Below are 26,754 nucleotides of genomic sequence, written 5' to 3'. Positions count from 1 at the left end.
GACACGCGACAAATACGTATCGCCAAGTGAATGGCGCCATAGCAGCGCCGCACAAAATTCTTTAACCCGCAGTTTTCAGGATAAAGATACTCGATGTACCTGAGACCAGTCAGTCGCAGGTTTACTTCAGTTGCGTCACATCCACCGTGGACGGGACACCGTTCTGAATACTTTCCTGCTTCATCACCATCTGCACATCCGGGCAATACCAATCCGTAACCTGGGAGTTGATGCCCGGTATGGGCAGACTGATGCCACTGAAACTGGCCTGGGTAGGCTCGATCTCGCGTTGATAACGAATAGGCCAACATTGGTAATTGCCCAATGCAGTCTGTACCGATTGTTGAGCTCCAACCGTCTTGGCACCAGTATGAATGCGCAAGACATTGGCGTTGGACTGGGAGCGCTTGTCCAGATTAATCTGGAAATCCTGGCGCGGAAAGGTCTGCCCTTCCTGCAGCCCACCGTGTTCGTAGGAAAACAGGCCCAGCAGGCGCAGGTCAAACGAACCTTGAACGGCTTCCAGACCACCACGGCCATCATCGCGCTGGAAACGGGTGCGGCCCTCGCGCACCGTCATCACGTAGTCAATATTGGGCTTGCTGGCCGGCAAACCGGCCAGGGCTACACTGGCCTTGCCCTGTACACGCGCCTGGCACTGATCACCGCCCTGCTTTTTCACGTCAGAAAAAGCCAGATCAGCGCCCAAGGCCAAAAAGCCCGAGCCAGTCAGTTGTATCTGCCCACCGTCACGCATGAAAGGCACGTCACACAAACCAGCCTGAGCCGAGCTCAGGCCCAACATGACCAACAGCGGTGCAGCCATCCAAGCATTCAGTTTCATGTACATCCTGATTCAGTGAAACTTAGATTCGACTCTTTATTATGCCTATCCCCTCTGGCGTACTGGCAAGGGATTGTAAAAAAGCACGACAAGTTCTGGACTTAGAGTTCGCCGTCCTGAACCTTCTGGCGAGTACCAAAAATACGGTCGCCCGCATCGCCCAGCCCCGGCACGATATAACCATGCTCGTCCAGATGCTGATCAATGGACGCGGTATAAATATGAACATCAGGGTGATGTTTTTCAAGAGTGGCGATGCCTTCCGGAGCCGCCACCAACACCAAAGCGCGAATATTCTTGCAGCCTGCTTTTTTCAGCAGATCAATTGTGGCGACCATGGAGCCGCCCGTTGCCAGCATGGGGTCAATAATCAGGGCCAGGCGCTGATCCAGCTCGCCGACCAGACGCTCCAGATAGGTCTGGGCTTCAAAGGTTTCTTCGTTGCGAGCAATACCAATCACGCTGACTTTGGCGCCAGGAATCAAGCTCAACACCCCGTCCAGCATGCCAATACCAGCGCGCAAGATAGGCACAACTGTCACTTTCTTGCCAGCCAGCTTTTCCACTTCCACATTGCCACACCAACCTTCAATGGTGGTGGGTTCCAGAGGCAGATCCTTGCACGCCTCGTAGGTCAGCAAAGAGGCAATTTCCTGAGACATTTCGCGGAAATTTTTCGTGCTCAGATCTGCCTTGCGCATCAAGCCCAGCTTATGGCGGATCAAAGGGTGGCGTATTTCGTGTATGGGCATGATTGCTTCATCAAATTAGGGACTAACTAAAAACAGGGCTGCAGCACAGCAGCCCGCACTATCGTGATCGTCAACGTACTGCCAGCCACTTCACCACCGCATCAAAAAAGGGTCGGGCAGAGGCAGAACGTTCGTCATTGACCATCATGACGACAATATACCGCTTTCCGCTGGCTCCCAGCACGTAACCGGCCAAGGCACGGCTATCGCGCAGCGTGCCGGTTTTCAAGTGGGCACGGCCCTGGACCTCGTCATCGCGCAAGCGCGAACGCACCGTGCCGTCCACACCGGAGATCGCAAAGGACGAAATGTACTCGGGCATCCAGTTCGAGCGCCAGGCGACTTTCAGCATGTCAGCCATGCCGCCCGCCGTGACGCGGGCATTGCGTGAAAGGCCCGAGCCGTTGTCCACGGTCCAGCCTGCGGTATTGACCCCCTGGCGACCGAGCACGTTCATGACGGCGCGCTCGCCGGTGGCCACCGTGGCACCGGGACCATTCATTTCTGCGCCCACGGTCAGCAAAATGGTACGGGCCATCACATTGTTGCTTTGCTTATTAATAAGACGGATCAGGTCAGACAGGGACTGCGAGTCATGCCAGGTAATCGCCTGCGCACGAGCCGGCACACGGCCTGCTTTGATGTCGCGGGCCAGGGTGCCGCCCAGATCGCGCCACAGGCTGCGGAACAGCTTGTCAAAAAACTCGGTTTGGGAATGAACCAGACGGTAAACGCTGAACTCACCGCAAGAAGCGGCGGCCTTGCCACTGACACGGACCACCATGCCACCGGCTTCAGGCTGAATCTGGGTACCAACAACAGGCGAACCAGGGCAGGTCGCCGTCGACCACTCGACTTCACCCTGTACGCGCACTCCGGGCAAAGGCGGGTCAATAATCGCAATCCATTTGCGCGCCTGTGTATCTGGCTGGAACACCAGCCGGGAAGCACCTAGCCCCACCATCATGGCATCCGGGCTGGCGTTATAGGGACGGTCACCCGCATTATCGAAGTCACCGGGATTGATGGTGACGTTGCCGAAGATGGAACGATCCACAATAACTTCGGTCAGATTCTTCACCCCACGCAAGCGGAGCTCGCGCAACATGTCCCACAACTGCGGCACGGTCAAAAACGGATCGCCCCCCGCCTTGATGTACAGAGGCCCTTTCAAAGTGCCTTGTTCGTCCACCTGCAGGCCGTCCTGGGCCATTAACGTCGTACGCCAGGTATATTCTGGCCCCAGAGCGGACAAACCGGCCCAGGTACTGACCAGTTTCATTACCGATGCGGGGTTACGGGGCTCCTGGGGATTGACGCCGATCAGGCGCGGACCGTCCACCTCGTCTACCACGATGGACAGAGACGATTGCGGCAAGCGGCTGGCGTTCCATACCGAAGCCAGCTCGGGCGGCAAGGCCTGGGCCAGGGCTAGTGATGCGCCTTGCACCATGAGCAAGGTGGCCAGAGCCACGTGCTTGCAACGACTCAAAACAGGCTTTGCCTTTAAAACGCCCATGCCCTCGTCTCCAACAGATCAATTCAGGAAAGACCCAAGCATACCGAAAGAAAAACACCACGGATATGGCCGTTTCAGCAATCTGGCGGCAAAGCGTTAAAATAGTCGGTTACCCCATCAGGCCCGGCCTTCTGGCCAGTGGCCCTTTACGACAAACCATGAGCATCGACCCCTCTTTAACTATCGCCCAGTTCGACTACGAGCTTCCCCCTGATCTGATCGCTCAAAGCCCGCCGGCCCAGCGCCAGGGCAGCCGTCTGCTGCATCTGGACGGTGCCAGCCAATTGCATGACCGCCAGTTCACCGACCTGCCCAGCCTGCTGCGCAAGGGTGACCTGCTGGTCTTTAACGATACGCGCGTCATCAAGGCCCGCCTGCATGGCCAGAAAAGCAGCGGCGGCAAGGTGGAAGTGCTGATCGAGCGCGTAACCGGCCCCGATACGGCTCTGGCCCATATCCGCGCCAGCAAGTCCCCCAAACCTGGCACGTTGCTGGAACTGGCCGACGGCAAGGTACTGGCCGATTGCACCGGGCGGGAAGACGCCCTGTTTGCGCTGCGCTTTCACGAGCCTGTGCTGGACATGCTGGAGCAATACGGCGCCACGCCTTTGCCACCCTACATTACCCACGCAGCGGACGAGGAAGACGACTCGCGCTACCAGACTGTTTACGCCCGTCACCCCGGTGCCGTGGCCGCCCCGACGGCTGGCCTGCACTTTACCGACGACATGCTGAACACCTTGCGCGAGCAAGGCGTGGACCAGGCCTTTGTGACCTTGCACGTGGGTGCAGGCACTTTTCAGCCTGTGCGTGTGGACAATATCAGCGAACACGTCATGCACGCCGAGCGTTACCATGTGCCCGCCACCACCCTGGCCAAGATCGAAGCCACCCGCGCTGCCGGTGGCCGCGTCATTGCCGTGGGCACCACCAGTGTGCGTTCGCTGGAGTCTGCCGCCAGCAAAGAGCCCGGCATGAACCAGCGCTGCACCGATGGCAGCATTGAAGGCGACACGCGCCTGTTCATTACCCCCGGCTTCCAGTACCAGTGGGTGGATGCACTGATCACCAATTTCCATTTGCCCCAGTCCACCTTGCTGATGCTGGTATCGGCCCTGGCGGGGATCGAACCCATACAACGTGCCTACCAGCACGCCGTCCAATCCCGGTATCGCTTCTTTAGTTACGGCGATGCTATGTTCATTGAGCCTCCTACCCCATGAGTGGACTGAAGTTTGACCTCTTAAGCACCGATGGCGCCGCTCGCCGTGGCCAGATCACCCTGAACCACGGTGTGGTGCAAACCCCCATTTTCATGCCGGTAGGCACCTATGGCAGCGTCAAGGCCATGATGCCGCACGAGCTGAACGAGATTGGCTCGCAGATCATATTGGGCAATACCTTTCACCTGTGGCTGCGTCCGGGCACGGAGGTCATGGACAAGTACCAGGGTCTGCATAATTTCATGCAATGGGACAAGCCCATCCTGACGGACTCGGGCGGTTTTCAGGTGTTCAGCCTGAAAGGCATGCGCAAGATTACCGAGGAAGGGGTGAAGTTTGCCTCCCCCATCACCGGCGAGCGCCTGTTTCTGACGCCTGAAGTGTCGATGCAAATCCAGTACTCCTTGAACTCCGATATTTCCATGGTGTTCGATGAATGCACGCCCTACTTGATTGACGACCGTCCCGCCACGCATATCGAAGCGGCTAAATCCATGCGCATGTCCTTGCGCTGGGCTCGCCGTTCACGCGAGGAATTCAAGCGTCTGAATAACCCCAATGCCCTGTTTGGCATTGTGCAAGGCGGCATGTACGAGGACCTGCGCGACGAATCCCTGGCTGGTCTGACCGAAATCGGCTTTGAAGGCTATGCCATTGGCGGCCTGTCCGTAGGCGAGCCCAAAGAAGACATGATGCGCATTCTGGCGCACACCACCCCGAAACTGCCCACGCATGCCCCCCGCTATCTAATGGGTGTGGGTACACCGGAAGATCTGGTGGAAGGGGTCAGCCAGGGCGTGGACATGTTTGACTGCGTCATGCCCACCCGCAATGCGCGCAATGGCTGGCTGTTTACCCGTTACGGCGACATCAAGATACGCAATGCCCGTTACCGCGACGATACCCGCCCGCTGGATCCCAGCTGCACCTGCCATACCTGCAAGCATTTCTCGCGTGGCTACTTGCATCATTTGCAGCGTTCCAATGAAATTACCGGCTCGCGTTTGAATACCTTGCACAATCTGCATTTCTATTTGCAGATCATGCAAGAGATGCGCGATGCTATCGAGCAAAAGCGTTTCGCGGCCTGGCGGGAGCAGTTCCACCAGGATCGGGCGCGCGGTATTGAATGACACGCTGTTTGTGATACCGCAATAAAGTGCCGCTACAATACACCGTTAGTTTTTGACAACCCACACAAAAAAATCCTCAGGAGCCCCACATGTCCGCTGTTGACATTCTGACTCTCATCCCCGCCCAGGCAGCTGCCGGCGGCGAAAATGCCTTGATGGGCATGCTGCCCATCATCTTGATGTTCGTTGTGCTGTACTTCTTGATGATTCGTCCTCAAATGAAGCGTCAGAAAGAGCACCGCAACCTGGTCTCCAACCTGGCCAAAGGCGACGAAGTAATCACCTCCGGCGGTCTGCTGGGCAAAGTCAGCAAAGTTCACGACAACTACCTGACCGTTGAAGTGGCCAACCTGACCGACAAGCCTGTTGAAGTTCTGGTCCAACGCGTGGCCGTTACGACTGTTCTGCCCAAAGGCACGATCAAGTCGCTGTAATGCCTCCGACCCCGGACCTCGGTCCGGGGTTGCCATTTCTGCACCCGTCGTAGATATCCCATGAATCGTTATCCTCTCTGGAAATATGTCATCGTCTTGGTCGCGCTGGCGATCGGCCTGATCTATACCTTGCCCAATCTGTTTGGTGAGTCTCCTGCTGTCCAGGTTTCCAGCGCCAAATCCACGGTCCGGCTTGAAACCAACCTGATCAGTCACGTTGAAGAGCTGCTCAAGAAAAACAATATTCCTACGACGGGCTCGTATTTTGAACAAAACGGACCTAGCGCCACTGCGCGTTTCCGTTTTGAGTCCACCGATGTTCAGCTCAAGGCCAAAGACCTGATCGAGCGCGAACTGAACAAGGACTCCACAGCTACCGCCCCCGACTACACCGTCGCGCTGAACCTGGTGTCTGCGTCGCCTGCTTGGCTGACCGCACTGGGTGCCCACCCCATGCACCTGGGCCTGGACTTGCGCGGTGGCGTGCACTTCCTGCTGCAAGTGGATATGCAAGGCGCGCTTCAAGCCCGCTACGACTCCATGGTGGCTGATGCCCGCAGCGTGCTGCGCGAAGCCAAAGTGCCTGTTGGCGGCATCGAGCGTGATGGTCACTCGCTGCGCATGAGCTTTGCCTCGGCAGACGATCGCGACCGCGCTCAATCGGAAATGCGTCGCGCCATGCCTGATCTGGCTTTCACCCCTGCCGGTGACAGCGGTCTGACAGCCCGTTTGACCGAAGCCGCCACCATTCAGGTGCAATCGAACGCCCTCAAGCAAAACATCACCACCTTGCATAACCGAATCAATGAGCTGGGCGTAGCCGAGCCTGTAATTCAGCAGCAAGGGTCCGATCGCATCGTGGTTCAACTGCCCGGCGTGCAGGATGTAGCCAAAGCCAAGGAAATTCTGGGTCGTACGGCCACACTGGAACTGCGTATGGTGGAAGACTCGCCTGCTGCCGTTGCGGCCTTGAACTCGGGTACCGTGCCCTTTGGTCTGGAGCGCTACACCGAGCGTGGTGGTGCCCCCCTGCTGCTGCGTCGCCAGGTCATCCTGACAGGTGAAAACCTGCAGGACGCCCAGCCCGGTCGTGATTCGCAAACCCAGCAACCCACCGTCAACCTGACGCTGGACAATAAGGGCTCGCGCATTTTCCGCGACATTACCCGCAACAACATCAACAAGCGCATGGCGATTGTGCTGTTTGAAAATGGCGTGGGTGAAGTGGTGACGGCTCCGGTTATCCGTAGCGAAATTCCTAACGGCCAGGTACAGATCAGCGGCAGCATGAATGCTCAGGAAGCCGCCGATATTTCCCTGCTGCTGCGTGCCGGTTCGCTGGCCGCCCCCATGAGCATCATTGAAGAGCGCACCATTGGCCCTAGCCTGGGTGCCGACAATATTCGCCAAGGCTTTAACGCCACGCTGTACGGCTTTATTGCGATCGCCATCTTCATCATGCTGTACTACCACCTGATTGGTCTGTTCTCCACCATTGGCCTGACCTTCAACGTGCTCTTGCTGCTGGCTGTCTTGTCCATGCTGCAAGCCACCCTGACCTTGCCGGGTATTGCAGCTATCGCCCTGACCCTGGGTATGGCCATTGACGCCAACGTGCTGATCAACGAGCGTATCCGCGAGGAGCTACGCAATGGTGCCTCGCCGCAACAAGCCATTCACCTGGGTTTTGATCGTGCCTGGGCCACTATTTTCGACTCCAACCTGACCAGTCTGATTGTGGGTGTCGCTTTGCTGGCCTTCGGTTCCGGTCCTATCCGTGGTTTTGCGGTCGTCCACGTGATCGGTATTCTGACCTCCATGTTCTCTTCGGTGGTTGGGGTTCGTGCCCTGGTCAACCTCTGGTATGGCAACCGTCGTCGCCTGCAGGGTATTTCCATTGGTCAGGTCTGGAAACCACAGGACAAGAAGTAAAGTGCCGGGGCCGGTGCAAACCGGCCAGGCCCAACTACAGGCATAAAGCATCATGGAATTTTTTCGTATTCACCGCACTATCCCGTTCATGCGCCATGCGTTGGTGCTGAACCTGATCAGTTTTCTGACATTTATTGCAGCGGTCGTCTTCATTATTGTGCGCGGCTTTCACCTGTCCATCGAATTTACCGGTGGTACGGTCATGGAAGTGCACTATCAGCAAACCGTGCAGGTAGAAGATGTGCGCGGCTCGATTCAGTCGCTGGGCTATACCGACTTCCAGGTACAGAACTTCGGCACGTCGCAGGACATCATGATCCGCTTGCCCGTTCTGGACGGACAAGACTCTACCCAGCAAAGCGAACAAGTACTCCAGGCCTTGAAGCAGCAGCACTCGGACGTGGAGCTGCGCCGTGTGGAGTTCGTGGGCCCACAGGTGGGGCAGGAACTGCTGCATAACGGTTTGATGGCCCTGGCCTTTGTGGTCGCGGGTATCTTGCTGTATCTGGGTTTCCGCTTTGAGTGGAAGCTGGCACTGGCTTGTGCGATTGCCAACTTGCACGACGTGGTCATCATTCTGGGCTTTTTCGCATTCTTCCAGTGGGAGTTCTCGCTGTCGGTGCTGGCCGGTGTCCTGGCTGTGCTGGGTTACTCCGTGAACGAATCCGTTGTGGTGATGGACCGTATCCGTGAGAACTTCCGCAAGCAGCGCAAGATGTCGGTGTCGGACATTATTGATCTGTCCATCACCCAGAACATCTCGCGTACCATCATCACCCACGGTTCTACCCAGATGATGGTGCTGTCGATTTTCTTCTTCGGTGGACCCACGCTGCACAACTTCTCGCTGGCGCTGACCATCGGTATCTGGTTCGGTATTTACTCCTCCGTGTTCGTGGCCGCCGCCATTTCCATGTGGCTGGGCGTGAAACGTGAGGATCTGGTCAAGCCGATCAAGAAAGACGAAGGCGGCGAGGTTGTAGAAGGCTAAGTTGCTTCTTGGCTCGCTGTTAACGAAAGCCCGACATTAAAACAATGTCGGGCTTTTTTGTTTCTAAGGCTGCTGGATTGCGAGTAATAGAGTGGCGGCAGTAAGCCTCTTTTTGTTTTATTGAGGGCCGGACCAGGTCGGCGGGCGAGTCAGGTTATTCGCCGCGGGCAGAGGCCGGATGCGGGGTGCAAGGGTCGTGCTGTTTGAGGAGCACGCTTGCGGTTTGTCCGGGGGACAAACCGCGCTCCGAGTTCACGACCCGCCCGCATCTGGACTCTGACAAGGGGACCCGTGCGCAGCACGGGCGAATGGCCCGCCAAGCCGACCTGGTCCGGCCCTCAATAAAACAAACGCCTGCCACCCTATATTTATCTGAAGGAATACTTCGGCACGACGGCTAGACAACGAGCGATATTGTGATGGCAATATAGCGACCAACTACTTAATTAATGCGGGATAGTTTCATCAGGCCGCAGCGTCAATACGCGCACACCACTGTCTGTCACCGCTACCGTGTGCTCAAACTGTGCTGACAGCAAGCCATCGCAAGTGCGCACGGTCCAGCCATCTTTCCCGGTTTGCACCGCATGGCCACCTTGATTCAGCATGGGTTCAATCGTGAACACCATGCCCTCTTTCAATCGCAGTCCTGTGCGCGGCATGCCCCAGTGCAAAACTTCAGGCGCTTCGTGCATTTCCCGCCCGATGCCGTGCCCACAGTAATCACGTACAACGGAATACCCATTCTTGCGTGCGTACTGGGAGATGGCAAACCCCACATCACCCAAAGTCGCGCCGGGGCGTACGGCTTGTATACCTTTCCACATCGCCATATAGCAGGCATCGACCAGTTTTTGCGCAGCAGGAGTCACCTGCCCCACCGTGTAGGTTTTGCTGGAATCCGCAATAAAACCGTTCTTCTCCAGGGTGATGTCGAAATTCACGATATCCCCCTCTTTCAGTACATCCGTCGTGGACGGCATACCGTGACACACGACTTGATTAGGCGATGAGTTCAGAACATAGGCATAACCGTACTGCCCTTTGCTGGCGGGCCGGGCTTGCAGATCATGGACGATGTAGCTCTCGACCAGATCATTGATCTGCATGGTGTTCATGCCAATCAGATCTAACTGATCCAGGCGCGTGAACACTTGAGCCAGCAAACGGCCCGATTCGGCCATCAAGGCAATTTCATCTGCCATCTTGATCATGCTGACTCCACCTGATCCAGAGGCACGGCAGGCTCACCCAAACCAGCCGCCTTCATTTCACGGGCGACAATCTCGTTAAAACTCATGGTCGGGTTCAGTTCGCACAACAGCCCCATACGTATCCAGAAAGCCGCCTGCGCATTGATGGAGCGACATGAAACCGTACTCGCCTTGCGTAGCTGGTCGTGCAGCTCGTCATCAATATTCACGATACCCATTTTTCAATCCTTATATGATACATATACGAATCATATAATCCACAAAATCAGGACGCAAGTAGAAGTTGACTGAAAATCCTGATCCAGCTTCATGCCCCGACAAGACTATTTCCAGCCTTCTCACCCCAAAGGGCGGCCTGTCTGCAACAAGTCCTCCCACATGATCCCAGCTTGCTTGTGGCTCACGGGAGGCTGGGCGTTATAATGCCCGATTCATCATTTTCAATGGCCCGCGGGATATACACCCGTCACGGCTCCTTCTATGACCGACACCACAATCTCTACCCCCGCCAGCGCGGATGCTGCTACCAAGCCTGCCCGCAAGCTCTTCATTCGCACCTTTGGCTGCCAGATGAACGAGTACGACTCCGAAAAAATGGCCGATATCCTGAATCAGGATCGCCCCGTGGAGTTGACAACCAACCCCGAAGAAGCAGACATCATCCTGTTCAATACCTGTTCGGTGCGCGAAAAAGCGCAAGAAAAGGTGTTCTCGGATCTGGGCCGGGTTCAGCATTTGAAAGCGCTCAATCCCGATCTGGTCATTGGCGTAGGTGGCTGTGTGGCCAGCCAGGAAGGCGACACGATTATTCGTCGTGCTCCCTACGTGGATGTCGTGTTCGGACCACAAACCTTGCACCGCCTGCCCGAGCTGATCGTCAAGCGCCGCAACAGCGGCCGCTCGCAAGTAGATATCAGTTTTCCTGAAATCGAAAAATTCGACGCCCTGCCTCCCGCACGCGTGGAGGGTTATTCCGCCTTTGTGTCCATCATGGAAGGCTGCAGCAAGTACTGCAGTTTCTGTGTAGTGCCCTACACCCGTGGCCCCGAAGTCTCCCGTCCCTTTGACGACGTACTGATGGAAGTGGCTGACCTGGCCGACCAGGGTGTGCGGGAAGTGACGCTGCTGGGCCAGAACGTGAACGCCTACCGTGGCCCGACCGACGTCGCTGGCGAGATTGCCGACTTTGCCATGCTGCTGGAGTACGTGCACGAGATCCCTGGTATCGAGCGCATTCGCTACACCACCTCGCACCCCAAGGAAATGACCTCGCGCCTGATCGCCGCCCACGGCAATCTGCCCAAGCTGGTCCCCTTTCTGCACTTGCCCGTACAGGCCGGCAGCGACCGTATTCTGGCTGCAATGAAACGCGGCTACACTTCGCTGGAGTTCAAATCCATCGTCCGTCGCCTGCGCGAGGCCCGTCCCGACATCGTCCTGTCCTCGGACTTTATCGTGGGCTTTCCCGGTGAGACGGAAGAAGATTTCCAGAAGACACTGAAGCTGATTCGCGATGTGAATTTCGACCAGTCTTTCTCTTTTGTGTATTCGCGTCGCCCCGGCACACCGGCCGCCGACCTGGAAGACAACACCAGCAAAGAAGAAAAGCTGGACCGCCTGCACCGCCTGCAAGCGCAAATCAACGAGCAGGCCCAGGCCATCAGCCAGGCCATGGTCGGCAGCGTACAACGCATTCTGGTCGAAGGCACCTCGCGCAAAGACGACTCGGAACTGAAAGGCCGTACCGAAAACAACCGCATCATCAACTTCCCCGGCGACCCTCGCCTGATCGGACAAATTGTGGATGTGCACGTGACCCAAGTACTGACCAATACCTTGCGCGGAGAAATCGTGACCCATGACCGGGTTGCAGGAGCCTGATCCATGACTAGCCAACGCCGCCGCATGCCCACTTCCTTGCGCCTGGACGGGGACAATACCCATCTGGCCAATATGTGTGGCCCCTTGGACGAGAACATCAAGCAGATTGCCATTGCCTATGACGTCACCCTGCGTCGGCGTGGCAGTCATGTTTCGATTGAAGGCGAGCGCGCGGAGGAGGCTGCCAAGGCCATTGACTGGTTCCATTCGCGTGCCGTGCACCGTGCGCTGAATATCGACGATATTCAGCTGGGCCTGGTTGAGCTGGGCGCCAGCCGCCGCCACGAAAAAGAGGAAAAGCCCGAGCCCCTGCCCGAGCTGCCCCCCGTCGGCCAGGAAGAAATTTCCCTGCGTACCGCCAAACGCGACCTGCGTCCTCGCACCCCCGGTCAGCGCGAGTACCTGCGCAATATCCTGAACAACGACATCAACTTCGGCGTAGGCCCAGCCGGTACCGGCAAGACCTGGCTGGCAGTGGCCTGCGCCATCGATGCGCTGGAGCGCGAATCCGTGCACCGTCTGGTGCTGACACGTCCTGCCGTCGAGGCGGGTGAGCGTCTGGGCTTTTTGCCCGGTGATCTGGCCCAGAAGGTAGATCCTTATCTGCGTCCTTTATACGATGCTTTGTATGACTTGATGGGTGTGGAGAAGGTACAGCGCCTGTTCGAGAAACAAATCATCGAAATCGCACCGCTGGCCTATATGCGCGGCCGCACGCTGAACCATGCTTTCGTGATCCTGGACGAAGCCCAGAACACCACACCGGAACAAATGAAAATGTTCCTGACGCGCATCGGTTTTGGCAGCAAGGCGGTGATTACCGGCGACCCCACTCAGGTGGACTTGCCCAAAGGCCAGCGCAGCGGCTTGAATCATGCCGTCAAGGTGCTGGAAAACGTGCAGGGTATTTCCTGCTCGCGCTTTAGCAGCCGTGATGTCGTGCGCCACCCGCTGGTTGCGCGAATTGTGGACGCCTACGAACGAGCCGGTGATGCCTGATCTGTCCCTGAGCGTCCAGTACGCTATTGATTGCCCCGAGCTGAGCCGCTCCCGTATCCGCCGCTGGATGCAGCGCACGATTGATATGGCAGTCGAACGCATCCACCCCGAAGATCGCTTCACCGCCCTTTCCGCCACCTTGCGTATTGTGGACGCCGAAGAAGGCCAGAGCCTGAACCTGAGCTACCGGGAACGCGACTACGCCACCAATGTGCTGACCTTTGAATATGGTCAGGACGAGGACGGCGTGGTCCACGGCGATATCGTCTTGTGCCTGCCCGTGCTGGAGCGTGAAGCCCAGGAACAGCAAAAGCCATTTCTGCACCATGCCGCTCATCTGGTGGTGCACGGCTGTCTGCATTCCCTGGGTTACGACCACATTGAAGAGGACGAAGCCCAGGACATGGAAGCGCTGGAAACCGCTGTTCTGGCCAGTTTGCGCATCCCCGATCCCTACCAGGAGCGCTAGCTCGCCCACTTGTCACAAAGGGTCTCCCATCCCTGACAAAGCTGCGCCAATCCTCACTTCCCTTCCCGCATTCCGAATGATGACAGGTACATACCTTGTCATCATTTTTCGGTTATGCTTGTTTCTTCCTTAACTCGTCCTTCGGACAATGTCAGACTCTGCTCCCGACCCCGAGCCCCGCCCTTCCAAGGCCAGCTCAAACAATCCCATCTCTCGCTTAAGTGCTTTTTTCAATCGGCGTCACGAACCCGAAGACCGAGAAGACCTTAAGTCTGTCCTGGTTGCGGCCCACGCCCGCAAAGTTATCGACGACGAATCGCTGTCCATGATCGCCGGAACACTGGATATGGCCAACAAAACAGTGGCCGATATCATGGTGCCCCGATCCAAGATCGATATGCTGGACATCGCCAAGCCCTTGACCGAGATGCTGCCCATCATTATTGAAACGGGCCACAGCCGCTTTCCGATCTACGAGACGGAGCGCGACAATATCATCGGTATCTTGCTGGCCAAGGACCTGCTGCTCTCGATCGCCAATCCCACGCTGGATTTGCGCCCGCTGATTCGCCCTGCGGTATTCATTCCCGAGACCAAGCGCCTGAACGTCTTGCTGCACGAGTTCCGTGGCAGCCGCAATCACCTGGCCGTCGTTATTGACGAGCACGGTGGTACAGCAGGCCTGGTCACCATGGAAGACGTGCTGGAACAAATTGTGGGCGACATCGAAGACGAATACGATGAAGACGCCGAGCAGACCATTTTCCAGGCCGGCCCCGACAGCTGGCGTGTCATGGCACTGACTGAAATCCCCGATTTCAACGAAGCCTTCCAGACCCACCTCCCTAACGACGACTTTGACACCGTAGGTGGTTGGCTGGCGTCCGAATTGGGACATATCCCTCGCCGGGGCGATGTGGCCCAGCTTGATGGCATCAGCCTCACGGTTGTCCGTGCGGATGCCAAACGAGCCCTTTGGTTGCACGTTCAGCGAGCCACACCCGCCGAGCCTAATCTTGAACAAGCCTGATTCCAAACCTTTACCCCAGGCGCTTGGCGTCGCTTTACTGCTGGTCCTGGGGGGCTTGCATGCCCTGTCCTTTTCCATTGGCCCGCTGCCATCCTGGATTTTGCCTTTCTACCAGATCACCTTGCTGGCCATTGCCTGCTCGCAGATCATGGGTTCGACGTCCGTGCGCCAGGCCTTTGGTCGCAGTTATCTGTTTGGGCTGGGGCATTTTGGCGTAGGGATTTACTGGCTGTACATCAGCATGCACCAGTATGGTGGCATGCCCTCCTGGATGGCCGCCCTGGGCGTTTTGCTACTGGCTGCCGCCCTGGCCCTCTTTCCTGCTCTGGCTTCAGCGGTTTGGCAAAAACTGCGCCCCAAGCACGATAGTGATTCCTGGCTGCCACGATTGTTGCTATCAGCAGGCTGGGCAAGCTGCTGGGCATTAAGCGAATGGCTGCGCGGCAATTTGCTGACTGGCTTTCCTTGGTTGAATATCGGCTACGCCCACGCAGAAGGGATGTTTACCGGCTGGGCACCCGTTGTGGGTGTGTATGGCCTGGCCTGGCTGTCGGCTTTCAGCGCCGCCGTGATTGCCCAGTTTGCCGCCTCCAAAGACAAGAACCAAAGCCCTTCCAGCGCGATCGGCATTGGTATCGCCATGATTTTTGGCCTGATCGGGATCAGTCTGCCGCATATTGCCTGGGTCCAGCCCCATGGCGCGCCCTTTATTGCCCGCCTGGTGCAAGGCAATATCGATCAAAGCGCCAAGTTCGGCCCCAATATGAGCGAAGGCATAGAGCGTTATTACGAGCTGGCAAACCTGCCGGCCAAGACCCCCGAAGACGCGCCGCGCCTGATTGTTCTGCCTGAAACCGTTATCCCCGTATTGCAAAACCGCCTGGAAACCAGCTTCTGGTTGCGCTGGACGGAACTGGCACAGCGCCATCAAGCCAATCTGGTGCTGGGTGTCCCCATGGACCGTGGCACGGTCAACGGCAAGCTGAGCTACACCAACAGCGCCTTGCTGATCAGCCCCGAGACTCAGCCCCAGGACATCATCAATAGCACGGCCAGCTACTACGACAAGCATCATCTGGTGCCTTTCGGCGAATTCATCCCCACCGGCTTTCAATGGTTTGTGGACATGATGAATATCCCGCTGGGGGACTTCCATCGTGGCGCCTTGCCGCAAGCGCCCTTCAAGATGGCAGAGGGGCGTGTTGCCCCCAACATCTGCTATGAAGACGTGTTTGGTGAAGAGATCATCCAGGCCGTGCAAGGCAGTCCTGGCCAGGAAGGCGCTACCTTGCTGTTGAACATCAGCAATCTGGGCTGGTTTGGCGATTCCTGGGCCTTGAGCCAGCACTTGCAGATCTCACGTATGCGGGCTCTGGAAACAGGCCGTCCCATGCTGCGTGCCACCAATACCGGCATGACAGCCGCCATTGATCCTTATGGGCGTGTTCGTGCAGCTCTGCCGCCCCTGACGCCGGGTGTGCTGGATGTGGAAGTTCAAGGCACAACAGGCCTGACTCCCTACGTGAAATACGGCAATCTGCCCTTCTTGATCTGGGCAGGCCTGCTTCTGATTATTTTTGCCTGGCGCTCTCGTCGTCAGGACTAAGCACCAACAAACTCACCACAGGCTTTGCGGTAGCGGAGACTCCCTGAAAGGATTCTGCTATTGCAAAGCCTGCGGTGCATTCGGGTACAAGCGCGCGGCAAAACCACCGGCACGCTCCCGATTCCAGGTCTTGCACCAGTCCACGAACTCATCCGCCGGGATAGGCGTAGAGCACAAGTAGCCCTGCATATAGTCGCAACCGGCGTTGTTCAACAAATCCAGTTGCTCGTGACTGGTCACACCTTCTGCCACTACCCGCAAGCCCAGCTTTTGCGCCATGACAATCATGGCCTGAGTCAGCACCAGATCCTCGCTGCTCAGGGCCAGATTGCGGATATAGCACTGATCAATCTTGAGCACATTGATGGAAAACCGCTTCAGGTGCGACAGAGAGGAGTAGCCGGTGCCAAAATCATCCAGCGCCACACTCATGCCGTACTCCCGCAAGGAGCGCAACTGCTGCAAGGCTTGCCCCTGATCGTCCAGCAACAAGCGCTCGGTAATTTCCACCACCAGCGCATCACCCGGAATGCCTTGGGTTTGCAGATACTCCACCCACTCGCGCGCGCAGGAGCCATTGAGCTTGAACTGCGCGGGCGAGACATTCAGGCTGACCCGGAAACCGGGGTCCAGCTCGTTGCGTAGTTTCACCGCGGCCTGGGCAGCCGTCTCGAACACCCATTCGCCAATCAGCACAATCAGACCGGAATCTTCGGAAAACGGAATGAATTCTGAAGGGGGCACCAAGCCCAACTGCGGGTGTTCCCAGCGTATCAAGGCCTCGGCACGGGTGACCTGCCCTGTACGCAAATCCACAATGGGTTGGTAATAAAGCTGGAACTGCTGCTCGCTTAGTGCCTTTTGCAAATCCTGCGAAAAACGCAGGCGCGCTTCCACGGCTTCGCTCATGGCAGGCAGGAAGCGACAGTATTGATTGCGGCCGCAAGCCTTGGCGGCGTACATGGCCATATCCGCATTCTTCAAAAGCTGGCCGGCATCATCGCCATCTTCGGGGAACAGCGTGATTCCCAAACTGGCGGAAACAGACACCGAGTTCTTGCCCAACTGGAAAGGCTCTTCAATCGTGTCCAGCAAACAGCGACAAGTGCGCTCCACAATCGAGGTATCGCTGATATCCGAGATGATGACGGTAAACTCGTCACCACCAATACGGGCCACGGTATCCGTTACCCGCACACAGCGCTGCAAACGCTGGGCCACTTCCTGCAGCAGGACGTCGCCCTTCTCGTGCCCCAAGGAGTCGTTCACATCCTTGAAAAAATCCAGATCCATAAAGATCAGCGCGAAAGGCAAGCCTGTGCGACGCGACTGCTCGCGCGCTTGCTGCAAGCGATCCTGGAACATCTGCCGATTGGGCAAGCCCGTCAAATGATCGTAATGCGCCTGCTTCCACATCTGCGCTTCACGCTTCTTATGGCTGGTGATGTCGGTGAACAAGCCAATATGGCGATACACCGTGCCATCCGGGTTCCAGGCAGTGCTGATGGTCAAACGCTCGGCAAAATCCTCGCCGTTCTTGCGTCGATTCCAGATATCGCCCTGCCACCGCCCGGTTTCCGAAATCTCGCGCCACATTTTGCGGTAGAACTCCGTGTCCTGACGCCCCGAGTTCAAGATAGACAAGGTGCGGCCCCGCACTTCGTCCAGCTCGTAGCCGGTGATGCGGCTAAAAGCCGGGTTGGCATCTACCACATGGCCAAAACGATCCGTCACAACAATGGCTTCGCAAGTGTTCTCGTACACCACGGCCGCCAAACGACCCGTCACTTCGTTGCGCACCCGCGTGGTGATGTCCTGCACTACTGCCACCATGCCCATACGACCCTCGAGCTCGATGGGAATGGCACAGATCTCGACATCAATGGATTTGCCGTCATGACGCAATGCCCGCGTTTCATAGCGCAAACTGCTGCCACCAGAACGCGAATCGGCCACCACTTGAGTCAAAGAAGGAAATCGCGGCGACAGAAAGACTTGATCAACCGTGAACTCCTGGCGCAATTGTGCACGGCTATATCCCAATGTCTCTGCCAGCTTTTTATTGACGAAATCAAAGCGGCCATCGCGGGATAAATAAACTCCCAATAAAGGGTTGTGGCTCAAACTGCGGCATATGGCGTTGAGCTGGGATAAATTGCGCTGCTGAATAGAAAGCTGCGCATCCAGCTGTTGAATCTGCAAACCGCAGTAATTCAAAATCTGCGACAAATAACGCGTTTCACTAGTGCCTGAACTGGTGCTTTTCGCACGGTAATTGCCGCCAGTAAAAGCCTGGCCTTGGGCCACCAGCTGTCGCAAGGGATCGGCTGCCCAGGCACGCAACATGAAGTAGGACAGACACAGCGCGATCAAATCCAGACCCAGCATGAAGAACACCGTCCAGCGGTGCTGCGAGCGGATACTTTCACGCGAGGCATCAAACGCATCCAGCAATTGCTGGGTGTTATGACGAAACAACGAGTCTTCCGCGTTCAGGCTGGCCGCTGGCAGGAGCACTTGCTCGGAGCTGACCGGAAAATCCAGACGCATCAAGCGCCGCTGCCATTCATTACTTAGTTGGGAGACCAGCCCCAGCAAGGGCTTGTCCAGCGGGACCAGGACCACACCATCGACTACTCCGCCATCGCGTAACAACTGCACCACCCCTTGGAACTGCTGATCCAAGTGGCGCAAACGGGCAGGCGTCGAACTGGAAGGCGCGGCCAGCGCCACGGAATAGCTGATATCAGAGAGCTGGCGCAGGAGGCCGCTACTTGCCTGCAGGCGAATTTCTGCCTGGTTTTGCTTGTAAATGACAGTAACCGTTGCGGAGATCAACAACAGCCAGACCAACAGCACCCAAATCAGCAAAGCACTCAAACTGATTCGTCTTTGTGCATCCACTGGAACAGGCAGAGGTGATGATATGCACTGCTTTGCTGACATAGCGCCATTAAATAAAAAAATGCAGGCTAAGTGAGGGGCCTACAAAACGTAATTATTGCAGGTGAAATGTTACTCAACGAAGCATACCATCATTAGATTACAGAGCAGCGCAAATTTCTCACAAACCCTGCATTTATGCGCCTAAGAAGGGAATTAGACGATCCTGAAAGGGACAAAAAAACGACGCTAATAGTTGAAAGCATTTCCTTCTATTGAGCCATAAATGAAATGTTATGACACAAAGAAGATACAAAACCACGTATAAAACAAAAAGATACACGCCCATTTCAGGCACGCCCTTAGCCCTGTTTTCGGCTTCCGCACGCCGGGGGTATCGCCTCCTCTGCCTGCCCCCTGCCCCCCCTCTGGCAGCCCCTCTGAAGTTTTTTCACTTTATTTTGGTTTTTTTCTTCAAAAGACTTGCACAAAGATAAAAACACCTTCATAATCTCAATTCTTCGTTGGTGGTCGACAAAAAGAACGCCGAAATGGGGGTATAGCTCAGCTGGGAGAGCGCTTGCATGGCATGCAAGAGGTCAGCGGTTCGATCCCGCTTACCTCCACCAAAAAACGAAGATTAGCTGTAGAGTCCTGTCCCCTTCGTCTAGAGGCCTAGGACACCACCCTTTCACGGTGGGTACAGGGGTTCGAATCCCCTAGGGGACGCCAAGATTCTTGGCAACCGCTGCGGAGCGGTAGTTCAGTTGGTTAGAATACCGGCCTGTCACGCCGGGGGTCGCGGGTTCGAGTCCCGTCCGCTCCGCCAAAAGATTTAAAAAAATCAGTCCTGGACTGGTTTTAGCAGTTTGAAGTGGCAAGCCTCGTCAAGCCTGACACTTATTTCGATACTTTGGTTTTTTGACGCAGTTAAAAAACGAAGTAAAGAAAATTGGGGGTATAGCTCAGCTGGGAGAGCGCTTGCATGGCATGCAAGAGGTCAGCGGTTCGATCCCGCTTACCTCCACCAAAACGACGATTTAGTTGTAAGTCCTGTCCCCTTCGTCTAGAGGCCTAGGACACCACCCTTTCACGGTGGGTACAGGGGTTCGAATCCCCTAGGGGACGCCAAGATTCTTGGCACCGCTGCGGAGCGGTAGTTCAGTTGGTTAGAATACCGGCCTGTCACGCCGGGGGTCGCGGGTTCGAGCCCCGTCCGCTCCGCCAAAAAATTCAAAAAGCCTGATAGATTTCGATCTGTCAGGCTTTTTTCATTGGTGGACTCCCGGCCTGCAAGCATGCGCACCAGAACACCTCTCTCAGCCTCTGGTGCCTATCGCTCGTCTACGAATACCGTGCAAAGAAAAACCGATAAGCACTAATGCCCCTCCAAACAGGCATACCGCATGCCACCCACCCAGACGCCAGGCAATACCAGCCCGACCAGCAAAACCACCGCCTGCCCCAGAATCAATTTTCTACGGTCAATCCGGTCTCCAAGAGGGACCAGAAAAAACAGGCCGCAAACAAACCCCAACTGGGTCGCCATCGGGGCCAGATTAATCAGCCCTCTTTCCTGCGAGAATGCCTGTTGCAACAGTTCCAGAAGCGGCTGGTTGTAATAGACATTCGAGACAAATACGCCGCAGGCAATGAGGCATCTCCCATCCGAACAACCATACGCATCAGCCACCTTGCAAAAAGCGCTATCCCTGGCACGCTCTCAACAAGCCAAAGCCTGGAAGGTCAGACTCAAAGCATGATCCCATCCTGCGGATGCCCTGCTGCCTGCTCAAGCCATCGGCTGATCTAAAAGGTTTGCCTGTCAAGAAGAGTCCCATCAAGCAAAAAAACGGGATATGTGGCCTCAATTTACTTGCCGCGGCTTAACAAGGAAGTTAATGTATTGCGTTATCGTTACTTCAACATTCAACTTCTATGCCAGCCAGTACCCTGGGCCAGCGTGGTCCGACCGAGCATCATCGCCGCGAACAGATCATTGAGCAGGCCAATACGCATTTCCGGCTCTACGGGTATCGCAAGACCTCTGTTGCCAGCCTGGCCAAATCCATAGGCGTGTCCAGCGCTTATCTCTATCGTTTTTTCGACTCCAAGCAGGCTATCGGCCAGGCGATCTGCCACTCTGTGCTCAAAGGCATGCACGTGCAGCTGCAACAGATTGTGGAGGGCGACTTGCCCCCTATCGAACGTCTGCGCCACTTCATTGAAACCGCCTGCACGCTAAGCCTGGAGCTGTTCTTGAAGGAAGGCCGCATGCAAGAAGTGGTCATTGAAGCGCTGCAAAACAATTGGACAACAGTGGACCAGCACAGAGAAGATTTGCTGACCCAAATCACCGCCCTGGTGCGCGCGGGCCGTGAAAGCGGCGACTTTGAACGCCGCACGCCCTTGGACGAGGTGGTTCAAGGCATCCTGTTTGCCTTGACCGCCTGTCTACACCCTGTCTTGCTGGAAATACATCCGCCTGAAAAAACCCGCCAAGGTTTGCTGGTGGTAACGCAGCTTATCCTGCGTAGCCTGATGCCTTGAACGTCACGTCCCAAGTTACAGTTCATCCAACCATTTACCTACCCGGAGTCCTGCATGGCTCTTTTTCGCTCTCTTAGCCCTGTCTTGAGTTTGTCCGCCGCCCTTGTACTGATGGGGTGCAGCCAGCAGACACAGGAGGCCGACCCTCGCACTCAGGCTCCTTTGGTCATTCAAAGCGTGATTCAGCCCAAGGCCGATCAGCAACGACGTTTCCTGGGGCTGGTCAGCGCACGGGTGGAAAGCCCGCTGGCATTTCGGGTAGGCGGCAAGATTGATACGCGCAAAGTTCAAAACGGCGAGCACGTTGAAAAAGGCCAGCTCTTGATGACGCTGGACCCCAAGGATCTGCAACTGGATTACCGCGCCCGTCTGGCTGCCGTGCAGGCCGCCCAGGCTCAGGCCGAACAAGCCCAGTCAGATTACAAACGCTTGTCCCTGCTGGTGGAGCAAGGCGGTGTTTCCCGTCAGGCGCATGAACAAAGCCAGAAGGCACTGCGTAGCGCACAGGCAAATCTGAAGTCCGCCCAAGCACAAGCTGAAATAGCCCGCAACGCCGACCAATACAGTTCCCTGAAAGCAGAAGCCAGCGGCATCATTACCGCCCAGATTGCGGATGTTGGCCAAGTTGTCAGCCCGGGGCAAGCCGTGCTGCGCCTGGCCCAGGACGGTCCACGTGATGTCATTGTCAGCCTGCCCGAGCAGTGGGATATTCCGCTGGGTACTCGCGCCACCATTGAACTAACGGACTCCCAGGAAAGCCTGCCCGCCCAACTGCGCGAGCTGGCCCAATCCTCTGACCCTGCAACCCGCAGCTATCAGGCCCGCTTTTCCTTCGAGGGCGAGAATGTCACCGCAAGACTGGGTTCCAGCGCCATTGTGCATTTGACGCCCCCGGATGCAGACGCCTTGAATCAAGTGCCGCTGACTGCAATTTACGATGCGGGTAAAGGGCCTGGTGTGTGGGTAATTGATGATCAGAAAACCGTGCACTGGCAGCCCGTGACCATTGCCAAGCTTGCCCAGGAACACGCTTACCTGTCCCAAGGCCCTGAAGCCGGTACGGCCATCGTGGCGTTGGGCGCTAACCTTTTGCATGAAGGCCAGGAAGTTCGTCCTGAACCACGCGAGGTCAAGCAATGACAGGCCGCTTCAATCTTTCCGCTCTGGCGGTGCGTGAACGGGCCATCACGCTGTTTCTGATCATTGCTCTGGCAGCGTCCGGCATTTACTCCTTCGTGAAACTGGGTCGAGCCGAAGACCCGGCTTTTACCGTGAAAGTGCTGACCGTCACTGCCATGTGGCCCGGGGCCACCGCCCAGGAAATGCAGGATCTGGTGGCCGAGCCCATGGAAAAGCGCATGCAGGAACTGCGCTGGTTTGACAAGGTAGAGACGGTTACCCGTCCCGGCACAGCCTTGATGGTGGTGACCCTGAAAGACACCATGCCGCCCGCGGACGTTCAGAGCGAGTTCTATCAGCTCCGCAAGAAGCTGCAGGATCAGGCTCCGCGCTTGCCCAAAGGCGTGCAGGGGCCGTTTGTGAACGATGAGTACTCGGACGTGTCCTTCAGCCTGTTCGCGCTGCAAGCCCCCGGTCTGCCACCGCGCCTGCTGACTCGCGAGGCCGAGAAAGTACGCAGCCAGCTACTGCAAGTCCCCGGCGTCAAGAAGGTGAATATTCTGGGCGAGCAAAGCGAGCGTATTTTTGTCGATCTGGACGAAGCCAAGCTGCACAATCTGCAGCTCAATCCTCAACAGATTCTGGAAGCCTTGTCCAAGCGCAGTGCCATGACAGCCAGTGGTGCCATCAGCACCGATGGCCCGCGTATTCACATGCGCCTTAGCGCCGGGCTGGAGGATGTGGAGGCCATCAGCAATACCTATATCTACGTGCAGGGTCATAATCTGCGCTTGGGCGACATTGCCACTATCAGCCGTGGTTACGAGGACCCACCCAGCTTCGAGATTCACCACAACGCACAATTTGCCATGTTGCTGGATGTGGTGATGCAGGAGGGCTACAACGGCCTGTATCTGGGCAAGGATCTGGAAAAGGCACGGGAAGATATTGCCGCTGCCCTGCCCCTGGGCTTCTCCCTGGAGACCGTCACCAACCAGTCGGTGAACATTGCCTCCGCCGTAGGCGAGTTCATGTTCAAGTTCTTCGCGGCGCTAAGCGTCGTGCTGCTGGTGTGTCTGGTCAGCATGGGCTGGCGGGTCGGGATTGTAGTGGCTGCCGCTGTGCCCCTGACGCTGGCCATGGTGTTCGTCATCATGATGATGACAGGCAAGGTGTTTGATCGGGTAACGCTGGGCGCGCTGATTATCTCGCTGGGCCTGCTGGTGGACGACGCCATTATTGCGATCGAGATCATGATCGTGAAAATGGAAGAAGGCATGGACCGCCTGAAAGCCGCCGCCTATGCCTGGAACCATACGGCAGCCCCCATGCTGTCCGGCACCCTGGTGACGATTATCGGCTTTCTGCCGGTGGGTTTTGCCCGTTCCTCTGCCGGGGAGTACGCCGGCAATATCTTCTGGATTCTGGCCGCTGCCCTGCTGACCTCCTGGCTGGTTGCGGTGGCCTTCACTCCCTATATGGGCGTGAAATTGCTGCCCGCCATTCCAGCCCGTCCCGGCGGCCATCAGGCCATTTACGACACCCCCAATTACATGCGCCTGCGCCGCATGATTGCCTGGTCGGTACACCACAAGTTTCTGGTGGCCGGAATTGTGGTGGCAGCCTTCGTGCTGGCGGTTGTAGGCATGGGTTTCGTCAAACAGCAATTCTTCCCCACCTCCGACCGACCCGAGCTGCTGGTAGAAGTGCAGTTACCCGAGGGCAGCAGTATTCAGTCCACGCAAGCCGTTACTCGCAAGGTGGAGAGCTGGTTGCGCGAGCAGCCCGAAACCAAGCTGGTCACCAGCTATGCCGGGCAAGGCGCACCGCGCTTTTTCCTGTCCTACAACCCTGAACTGCCTGATCCCTCCTTTGCTCGTCTGGTGGTGCTGACGGCTGATCACCACGACCGCGATGCGCTGCTGCAACGCTTCCGCCAAGTGGTGGCCGATGGCCTGACACCAGAAGCGCGTGTCCGTGCCACTCAGCTAGTGTTCGGGCCATCCACCAAATACCCGGTGGAGTTCCTGGTACGTGGCCCTGATCTGGACAAGCTACGTGATATTTCCGAGCAAGCCATGGCGGTGATGCGGGCCGACAAGGACATGCGTCAGGTGAACGTGGACTGGGGTTCGCGCGTACCCGTCCTGAAGCTGGACGTAGACCCGCAACGTCTGCAAGCCTTGGGTTTGAATCGCCAGAGTCTGGCCGAGCAAATCCAGTTGCAGCTGGATGGCACAACCGTTGCGGAATACCGCGAGGACCTGCGTAATGTACTGGTTGTGGCACGCAGCTCTGCCAGCAACCGCCATGATCCCATGCGCCTGTCCGGTCTGACCGTCATGAATGATCAGGGCCAGAACCTGCCCTTGGAGCAGGTCGGCAAGCTGGAAATCATGCAGGAAGAACCCAAGCTGGCACGTCGCAACCGCCTGCCCACCATGACAGTGCGGGGAGATATTGCTCCACACGTGCAACCGGCAGAAGTGGCCAATCGGGTGATGAAGGAGTTTGCCTCCTTGCAGGCTTCCCTGCCCCCTGGCTACCTGATAGAGATGAGCGGTATTACCGCCGAGGCCAAGAAGTCCAATGACGCGCTGCTGCCCGTCTTCCCGGTCATGATTGCCTTGATGCTGCTGGTCATCGTGATTCAGGTACGTTCGCTCTCGAACATGATCATGGTGTTCCTGACCGCCCCCTTGGGCCTGATTGGCAGCGTGCCCGCCTTGCTGATTTTCCAGCAACCCTTTGGTTTTACCGCGATTCTGGGGCTGATCGGTCTGGCGGGAATCCTGATGCGCAATACCTTGATTCTGATTGAGCAGATCAAGACCAACCGGGCTGAAGGTGCCTCACCCTACGATGCCGTGATTGAAGCCACTGTGCAGCGTGCCCGCCCCGTCATTCTGACGGCGCTGGCGGCGGTACTGGCCTTCATTCCGCTGTCCTTCTCCGTGTTCTGGGGCTCCATGGCCCTGACGCTGATCGGCGGTACAGCCATTGGCACCATCCTGACGCTCTTGTTCTTGCCCAGCTTGTATTCGATCTGGAATCGAATCCAGGATCCACGCGCCTCATAACTTGCTTGAAGGCTGAAACTGTGTAAATAATGGATGCATGGTTTGAACACCAACAAACCATGCATCCCACTGCCAGTCTTGTGGGTCCGGAGAACAGAACGACGCAAGATAGCTTATGTCTACACAGAAAGACCTGCCCGCCGCCCTGTCTCACGCTTTCGAGAAGGCGATCTACCGTATACACAGCCCAAAGGGCGATATGGACGTGCGCATCGGCCAGCTCAACCGCCCTCTGAATCAATTACTGGAACAAGAAAACAGCCGTGGGGCGGCAATTTTGACCGCCTGCAATCCAGGCGCGCAAATTTGCAGCCGTGCCTTTAACGATGCGGTTCAGGAAAGCTTGCTGCGCGATTTGCAGAAACTGGATCTGCGCTGGTGGCCCGCCGTGAATCTGGACCCCAAGGGCAAATGGCCGGATGAACCCAGCCTGCTGGTGCTGGACATCAGCCTGCAACAGGCACGCTGGCAAGCACGCCTGTTCAAGCAATTGGCTTTTGTCTATATACCGCTCAATGGCAAGCCGCAGCTGCATCAAGTGCAGCAGCGCCTGCCGGTGTCTGATCAGGCCGCTTCAAACAGCCCCGTTCCCTTCTAAGCGCTGACGAAAGTCTTCAGCAATGGCGGCACCTTTCAGCCGCCCTTCCGGCAAGACCTGCGCCCAGGCGCGCCACTCGTGGCCGGTTGCTACCAGCACACCGTCCATATTGAAGACTTGATATTCAAGCTTGAAGCGCCGCTCCAGCCATTGAGCCACCTGCACGCAAACGCGAATCTCGCGATCATAGGTAACGGGTGCGCGGAAGTTGGCACCGACATCCACCAAGGGCGTTACCGCATCATATTCCTGGCGCAAGATACGCTGACTCAAGCCTGCTTGCCGCAGCCACGCCTGATACGTGCAGTCAAACCAATAAAAATAATTGGGATAGAAAACAATCCCGGCCTCATCGCAATCACCCCATTCCACGGTGATGCGGCGCTCGAACACGTGCATGTTTATCCTTTTGCAAAATCGCCTGCCAGTTTACCCCGGATAAAAAGGTGGAAACCACGGTAATCAGGCACTGAATCAGCCGCTGAAACATTTTGCAA

22 protein-coding genes and 6 tRNA genes are annotated in these 26,754 nt (G+C 56.8%); 20 read left to right on the top strand and 8 right to left on the bottom strand.

The features are described from left to right. Positions 1 to 121: 121 nt before the first annotated feature. From WFM49_RS07285 to dacB, 3 genes are all read right to left on the bottom strand, one after another. The gene (locus tag WFM49_RS07285) at positions 122 to 844 is read right to left on the bottom strand and encodes a hypothetical protein (protein WP_336972567.1); all 723 of its coding nucleotides are present in this window, start codon (positions 842 to 844) and stop codon (positions 122 to 124) included. Positions 845 to 945: 101 nt separating this feature from the next. Next, a complete protein-coding gene (gene upp / locus WFM49_RS07280) occupies positions 946 to 1,596 on the bottom strand; it encodes a uracil phosphoribosyltransferase (RefSeq protein WP_009455167.1) in 651 nt (216 codons plus the stop codon). A 70-nt stretch (positions 1,597 to 1,666) separates the two neighbouring features. Beyond that, positions 1,667 to 3,115, bottom strand: a complete 1,449-nt coding sequence (dacB, locus tag WFM49_RS07275) for a D-alanyl-D-alanine carboxypeptidase/D-alanyl-D-alanine endopeptidase (protein WP_022983426.1) — start codon at positions 3,113 to 3,115, stop codon at positions 1,667 to 1,669. Between the two features lie 158 nt (positions 3,116 to 3,273). On the opposite strand from dacB, the gene queA reads away from it, so the two are divergent. The 5 genes from queA (at position 3,274) to secF (ending at position 8,828) form a co-directional block, all read left to right on the top strand. Further along, positions 3,274 to 4,338: a tRNA preQ1(34) S-adenosylmethionine ribosyltransferase-isomerase QueA gene (queA, locus tag WFM49_RS07270; RefSeq protein ID WP_336972564.1), complete on the top strand. Its 1,065-nt coding sequence runs from the start codon at positions 3,274 to 3,276 to the stop codon at positions 4,336 to 4,338. After that, the gene (tgt, locus tag WFM49_RS07265) at positions 4,335 to 5,471 is read left to right on the top strand and encodes a tRNA guanosine(34) transglycosylase Tgt (RefSeq protein WP_009463845.1); all 1,137 of its coding nucleotides are present in this window, start codon (positions 4,335 to 4,337) and stop codon (positions 5,469 to 5,471) included. The genes queA and tgt overlap by 4 nt, the downstream gene beginning before the upstream one ends. An 89-nt stretch (positions 5,472 to 5,560) precedes the next feature. After that, on the top strand, positions 5,561 to 5,905 hold the full coding sequence (yajC, locus tag WFM49_RS07260) for a preprotein translocase subunit YajC (RefSeq protein WP_003803689.1): 345 nt from the start codon (positions 5,561 to 5,563) through the stop codon (positions 5,903 to 5,905). Positions 5,906 to 5,965: 60 nt separating this feature from the next. Further along, positions 5,966 to 7,837 carry a protein translocase subunit SecD gene (gene secD, locus WFM49_RS07255; RefSeq protein WP_022983425.1) on the top strand — a complete coding sequence of 624 codons (1,872 nt, stop codon included), beginning with the start codon at positions 5,966 to 5,968 and terminating at the stop codon, positions 7,835 to 7,837. A 52-nt stretch (positions 7,838 to 7,889) separates the two neighbouring features. Then, positions 7,890 to 8,828: a protein translocase subunit SecF gene (gene secF, locus WFM49_RS07250; RefSeq protein WP_009463846.1), complete on the top strand. Its 939-nt coding sequence runs from the start codon at positions 7,890 to 7,892 to the stop codon at positions 8,826 to 8,828. 446 nt (positions 8,829 to 9,274) lie between these two features. On the opposite strand, the gene map is transcribed toward secF, so the two are convergent. Further along, on the bottom strand, positions 9,275 to 10,042 hold the full coding sequence (gene map / locus WFM49_RS07245; RefSeq protein WP_336972559.1) for a type I methionyl aminopeptidase: 768 nt from the start codon (positions 10,040 to 10,042) through the stop codon (positions 9,275 to 9,277). Continuing rightward, positions 10,039 to 10,260 (bottom strand): ParD-like family protein, encoded by a 222-nt coding sequence (locus tag WFM49_RS07240; RefSeq protein WP_009463848.1) that lies wholly within the window; start codon positions 10,258 to 10,260, stop codon positions 10,039 to 10,041. The genes map and WFM49_RS07240 overlap by 4 nt, the downstream gene beginning before the upstream one ends. A gap of 262 nt (positions 10,261 to 10,522) precedes the next feature. Here WFM49_RS07240 and miaB point away from each other — a divergent pair, with 262 nt between their 5' ends. From miaB to lnt, 5 genes are all read left to right on the top strand, one after another. After that, on the top strand, positions 10,523 to 11,923 hold the full coding sequence (gene miaB / locus WFM49_RS07235) for a tRNA (N6-isopentenyl adenosine(37)-C2)-methylthiotransferase MiaB (protein WP_226348958.1): 1,401 nt from the start codon (positions 10,523 to 10,525) through the stop codon (positions 11,921 to 11,923). A gap of 3 nt (positions 11,924 to 11,926) precedes the next feature. Then, entirely contained in the window at positions 11,927 to 12,922 is a 996-nt protein-coding gene (locus WFM49_RS07230) for a PhoH family protein (protein WP_009463850.1), read from the top strand. Next, complete coding sequence (gene ybeY, locus WFM49_RS07225) at positions 12,915 to 13,391, top strand: rRNA maturation RNase YbeY (protein ID WP_250757217.1); 477 nt, start codon at positions 12,915 to 12,917, stop codon at positions 13,389 to 13,391. Before WFM49_RS07230 ends, ybeY begins: the two co-directional genes overlap by 8 nt. 148 nt (positions 13,392 to 13,539) lie before the next feature. Beyond that, the gene (locus WFM49_RS07220) at positions 13,540 to 14,421 is read left to right on the top strand and encodes an HlyC/CorC family transporter (RefSeq protein ID WP_009463852.1); all 882 of its coding nucleotides are present in this window, start codon (positions 13,540 to 13,542) and stop codon (positions 14,419 to 14,421) included. Next, positions 14,408 to 16,027 carry an apolipoprotein N-acyltransferase gene (gene lnt, locus WFM49_RS07215; RefSeq protein WP_009463854.1) on the top strand — a complete coding sequence of 540 codons (1,620 nt, stop codon included), beginning with the start codon at positions 14,408 to 14,410 and terminating at the stop codon, positions 16,025 to 16,027. Before WFM49_RS07220 ends, lnt begins: the two co-directional genes overlap by 14 nt. 57 nt (positions 16,028 to 16,084) lie before the next feature. Here lnt and WFM49_RS07210 read toward each other — a convergent pair whose 3' ends face one another. Then, on the bottom strand, positions 16,085 to 18,907 hold the full coding sequence (locus tag WFM49_RS07210; RefSeq protein WP_336972556.1) for an EAL domain-containing protein: 2,823 nt from the start codon (positions 18,905 to 18,907) through the stop codon (positions 16,085 to 16,087). A 556-nt stretch (positions 18,908 to 19,463) separates the two neighbouring features. Between WFM49_RS07210 and WFM49_RS07205 the strand changes: the two genes are divergently transcribed. The 6 genes from WFM49_RS07205 to WFM49_RS07180 all read left to right on the top strand — a co-directional run bounded on the left by WFM49_RS07205 (position 19,464) and on the right by WFM49_RS07180 (position 20,137). Further along, positions 19,464 to 19,539: transfer RNA gene (locus WFM49_RS07205), tRNA-Ala, on the top strand. A gap of 27 nt (positions 19,540 to 19,566) precedes the next feature. Further along, positions 19,567 to 19,642: transfer RNA gene (locus tag WFM49_RS07200), tRNA-Glu, on the top strand. A gap of 20 nt (positions 19,643 to 19,662) precedes the next feature. Then, a tRNA-Asp gene (locus WFM49_RS07195) sits at positions 19,663 to 19,739 on the top strand. 125 nt (positions 19,740 to 19,864) lie between these two features. Continuing rightward, positions 19,865 to 19,940, top strand: a tRNA-Ala gene (locus tag WFM49_RS07190). A 25-nt stretch (positions 19,941 to 19,965) separates the two neighbouring features. Continuing rightward, positions 19,966 to 20,041: transfer RNA gene (locus tag WFM49_RS07185), tRNA-Glu, on the top strand. 19 nt (positions 20,042 to 20,060) lie between these two features. Beyond that, positions 20,061 to 20,137 (top strand) — tRNA-Asp (locus WFM49_RS07180). 151 nt (positions 20,138 to 20,288) lie between these two features. On the opposite strand, the gene WFM49_RS07175 is transcribed toward WFM49_RS07180, so the two are convergent. Next, a complete protein-coding gene (locus WFM49_RS07175; RefSeq protein ID WP_250756732.1) occupies positions 20,289 to 20,603 on the bottom strand; it encodes a hypothetical protein in 315 nt (104 codons plus the stop codon). Between the two features lie 245 nt (positions 20,604 to 20,848). On the opposite strand from WFM49_RS07175, the gene WFM49_RS07170 reads away from it, so the two are divergent. The 4 genes from WFM49_RS07170 (at position 20,849) to WFM49_RS07155 (ending at position 26,257) form a co-directional block, all read left to right on the top strand. Beyond that, the gene (locus tag WFM49_RS07170) at positions 20,849 to 21,460 is read left to right on the top strand and encodes a TetR/AcrR family transcriptional regulator (RefSeq protein ID WP_336972553.1); all 612 of its coding nucleotides are present in this window, start codon (positions 20,849 to 20,851) and stop codon (positions 21,458 to 21,460) included. A 54-nt stretch (positions 21,461 to 21,514) separates the two neighbouring features. Continuing rightward, positions 21,515 to 22,600, top strand: coding sequence for an efflux RND transporter periplasmic adaptor subunit (locus tag WFM49_RS07165; protein ID WP_336972551.1), 1,086 nt, complete (start codon positions 21,515 to 21,517; stop codon positions 22,598 to 22,600). Then, on the top strand, positions 22,597 to 25,659 hold the full coding sequence (locus WFM49_RS07160; protein ID WP_324577949.1) for an efflux RND transporter permease subunit: 3,063 nt from the start codon (positions 22,597 to 22,599) through the stop codon (positions 25,657 to 25,659). The genes WFM49_RS07165 and WFM49_RS07160 overlap by 4 nt, the downstream gene beginning before the upstream one ends. A 115-nt stretch (positions 25,660 to 25,774) precedes the next feature. Beyond that, on the top strand, positions 25,775 to 26,257 hold the full coding sequence (locus WFM49_RS07155; RefSeq protein WP_009463860.1) for a DUF3293 domain-containing protein: 483 nt from the start codon (positions 25,775 to 25,777) through the stop codon (positions 26,255 to 26,257). Here WFM49_RS07155 and WFM49_RS07150 read toward each other — a convergent pair. After that, entirely contained in the window at positions 26,234 to 26,656 is a 423-nt protein-coding gene (locus WFM49_RS07150; protein WP_009463861.1) for an acyl-CoA thioesterase, read from the bottom strand. The two genes, WFM49_RS07155 and WFM49_RS07150, sit on opposite strands and share 24 nt — an antisense overlap. Between the last annotated feature and the right edge of the window lie 98 nt (positions 26,657 to 26,754).

It is taken from the genome of Alcaligenes sp. PF14 (genome assembly GCF_037150615.1).
Lineage (GTDB): Bacteria > Pseudomonadota > Gammaproteobacteria > Burkholderiales > Burkholderiaceae_B > Alcaligenes > Alcaligenes phenolicus.
This window is presented reverse-complemented; position numbering and strand designations above follow the sequence as displayed.

What these genes read in the sequence shown, in the direction of transcription:
- WFM49_RS07155 (WP_009463860.1), top strand. Translation starts at nt 25,775, where the DNA reads ATGTCTACACAGAAAGACCTGCCCGCCGCCCTGTCTCACGCTTTCGAG.
- WFM49_RS07220 (WP_009463852.1), top strand. Translation starts at nt 13,540, where the DNA reads ATGTCAGACTCTGCTCCCGACCCCGAGCCCCGCCCTTCCAAGGCCAGC.
- dacB (WP_022983426.1), bottom strand. Translation starts at nt 3,115, where the DNA reads ATGGGCGTTTTAAAGGCAAAGCCTGTTTTGAGTCGTTGCAAGCACGTG.
- ybeY (WP_250757217.1), top strand. Translation starts at nt 12,915, where the DNA reads ATGCCTGATCTGTCCCTGAGCGTCCAGTACGCTATTGATTGCCCCGAG.
- upp (WP_009455167.1), bottom strand. Translation starts at nt 1,596, where the DNA reads ATGCCCATACACGAAATACGCCACCCTTTGATCCGCCATAAGCTGGGC.
- WFM49_RS07230 (WP_009463850.1), top strand. Translation starts at nt 11,927, where the DNA reads ATGACTAGCCAACGCCGCCGCATGCCCACTTCCTTGCGCCTGGACGGG.
- WFM49_RS07170 (WP_336972553.1), top strand. Translation starts at nt 20,849, where the DNA reads ATGCCAGCCAGTACCCTGGGCCAGCGTGGTCCGACCGAGCATCATCGC.
- WFM49_RS07160 (WP_324577949.1), top strand. Translation starts at nt 22,597, where the DNA reads ATGACAGGCCGCTTCAATCTTTCCGCTCTGGCGGTGCGTGAACGGGCC.
- WFM49_RS07150 (WP_009463861.1), bottom strand. Translation starts at nt 26,656, where the DNA reads ATGCACGTGTTCGAGCGCCGCATCACCGTGGAATGGGGTGATTGCGAT.
- queA (WP_336972564.1), top strand. Translation starts at nt 3,274, where the DNA reads ATGAGCATCGACCCCTCTTTAACTATCGCCCAGTTCGACTACGAGCTT.
- WFM49_RS07165 (WP_336972551.1), top strand. Translation starts at nt 21,515, where the DNA reads ATGGCTCTTTTTCGCTCTCTTAGCCCTGTCTTGAGTTTGTCCGCCGCC.
- tgt (WP_009463845.1), top strand. Translation starts at nt 4,335, where the DNA reads ATGAGTGGACTGAAGTTTGACCTCTTAAGCACCGATGGCGCCGCTCGC.
- yajC (WP_003803689.1), top strand. Translation starts at nt 5,561, where the DNA reads ATGTCCGCTGTTGACATTCTGACTCTCATCCCCGCCCAGGCAGCTGCC.
- map (WP_336972559.1), bottom strand. Translation starts at nt 10,042, where the DNA reads ATGATCAAGATGGCAGATGAAATTGCCTTGATGGCCGAATCGGGCCGT.
- secD (WP_022983425.1), top strand. Translation starts at nt 5,966, where the DNA reads ATGAATCGTTATCCTCTCTGGAAATATGTCATCGTCTTGGTCGCGCTG.
- WFM49_RS07285 (WP_336972567.1), bottom strand. Translation starts at nt 844, where the DNA reads ATGAAACTGAATGCTTGGATGGCTGCACCGCTGTTGGTCATGTTGGGC.
- secF (WP_009463846.1), top strand. Translation starts at nt 7,890, where the DNA reads ATGGAATTTTTTCGTATTCACCGCACTATCCCGTTCATGCGCCATGCG.
- miaB (WP_226348958.1), top strand. Translation starts at nt 10,523, where the DNA reads ATGACCGACACCACAATCTCTACCCCCGCCAGCGCGGATGCTGCTACC.
- WFM49_RS07240 (WP_009463848.1), bottom strand. Translation starts at nt 10,260, where the DNA reads ATGGGTATCGTGAATATTGATGACGAGCTGCACGACCAGCTACGCAAG.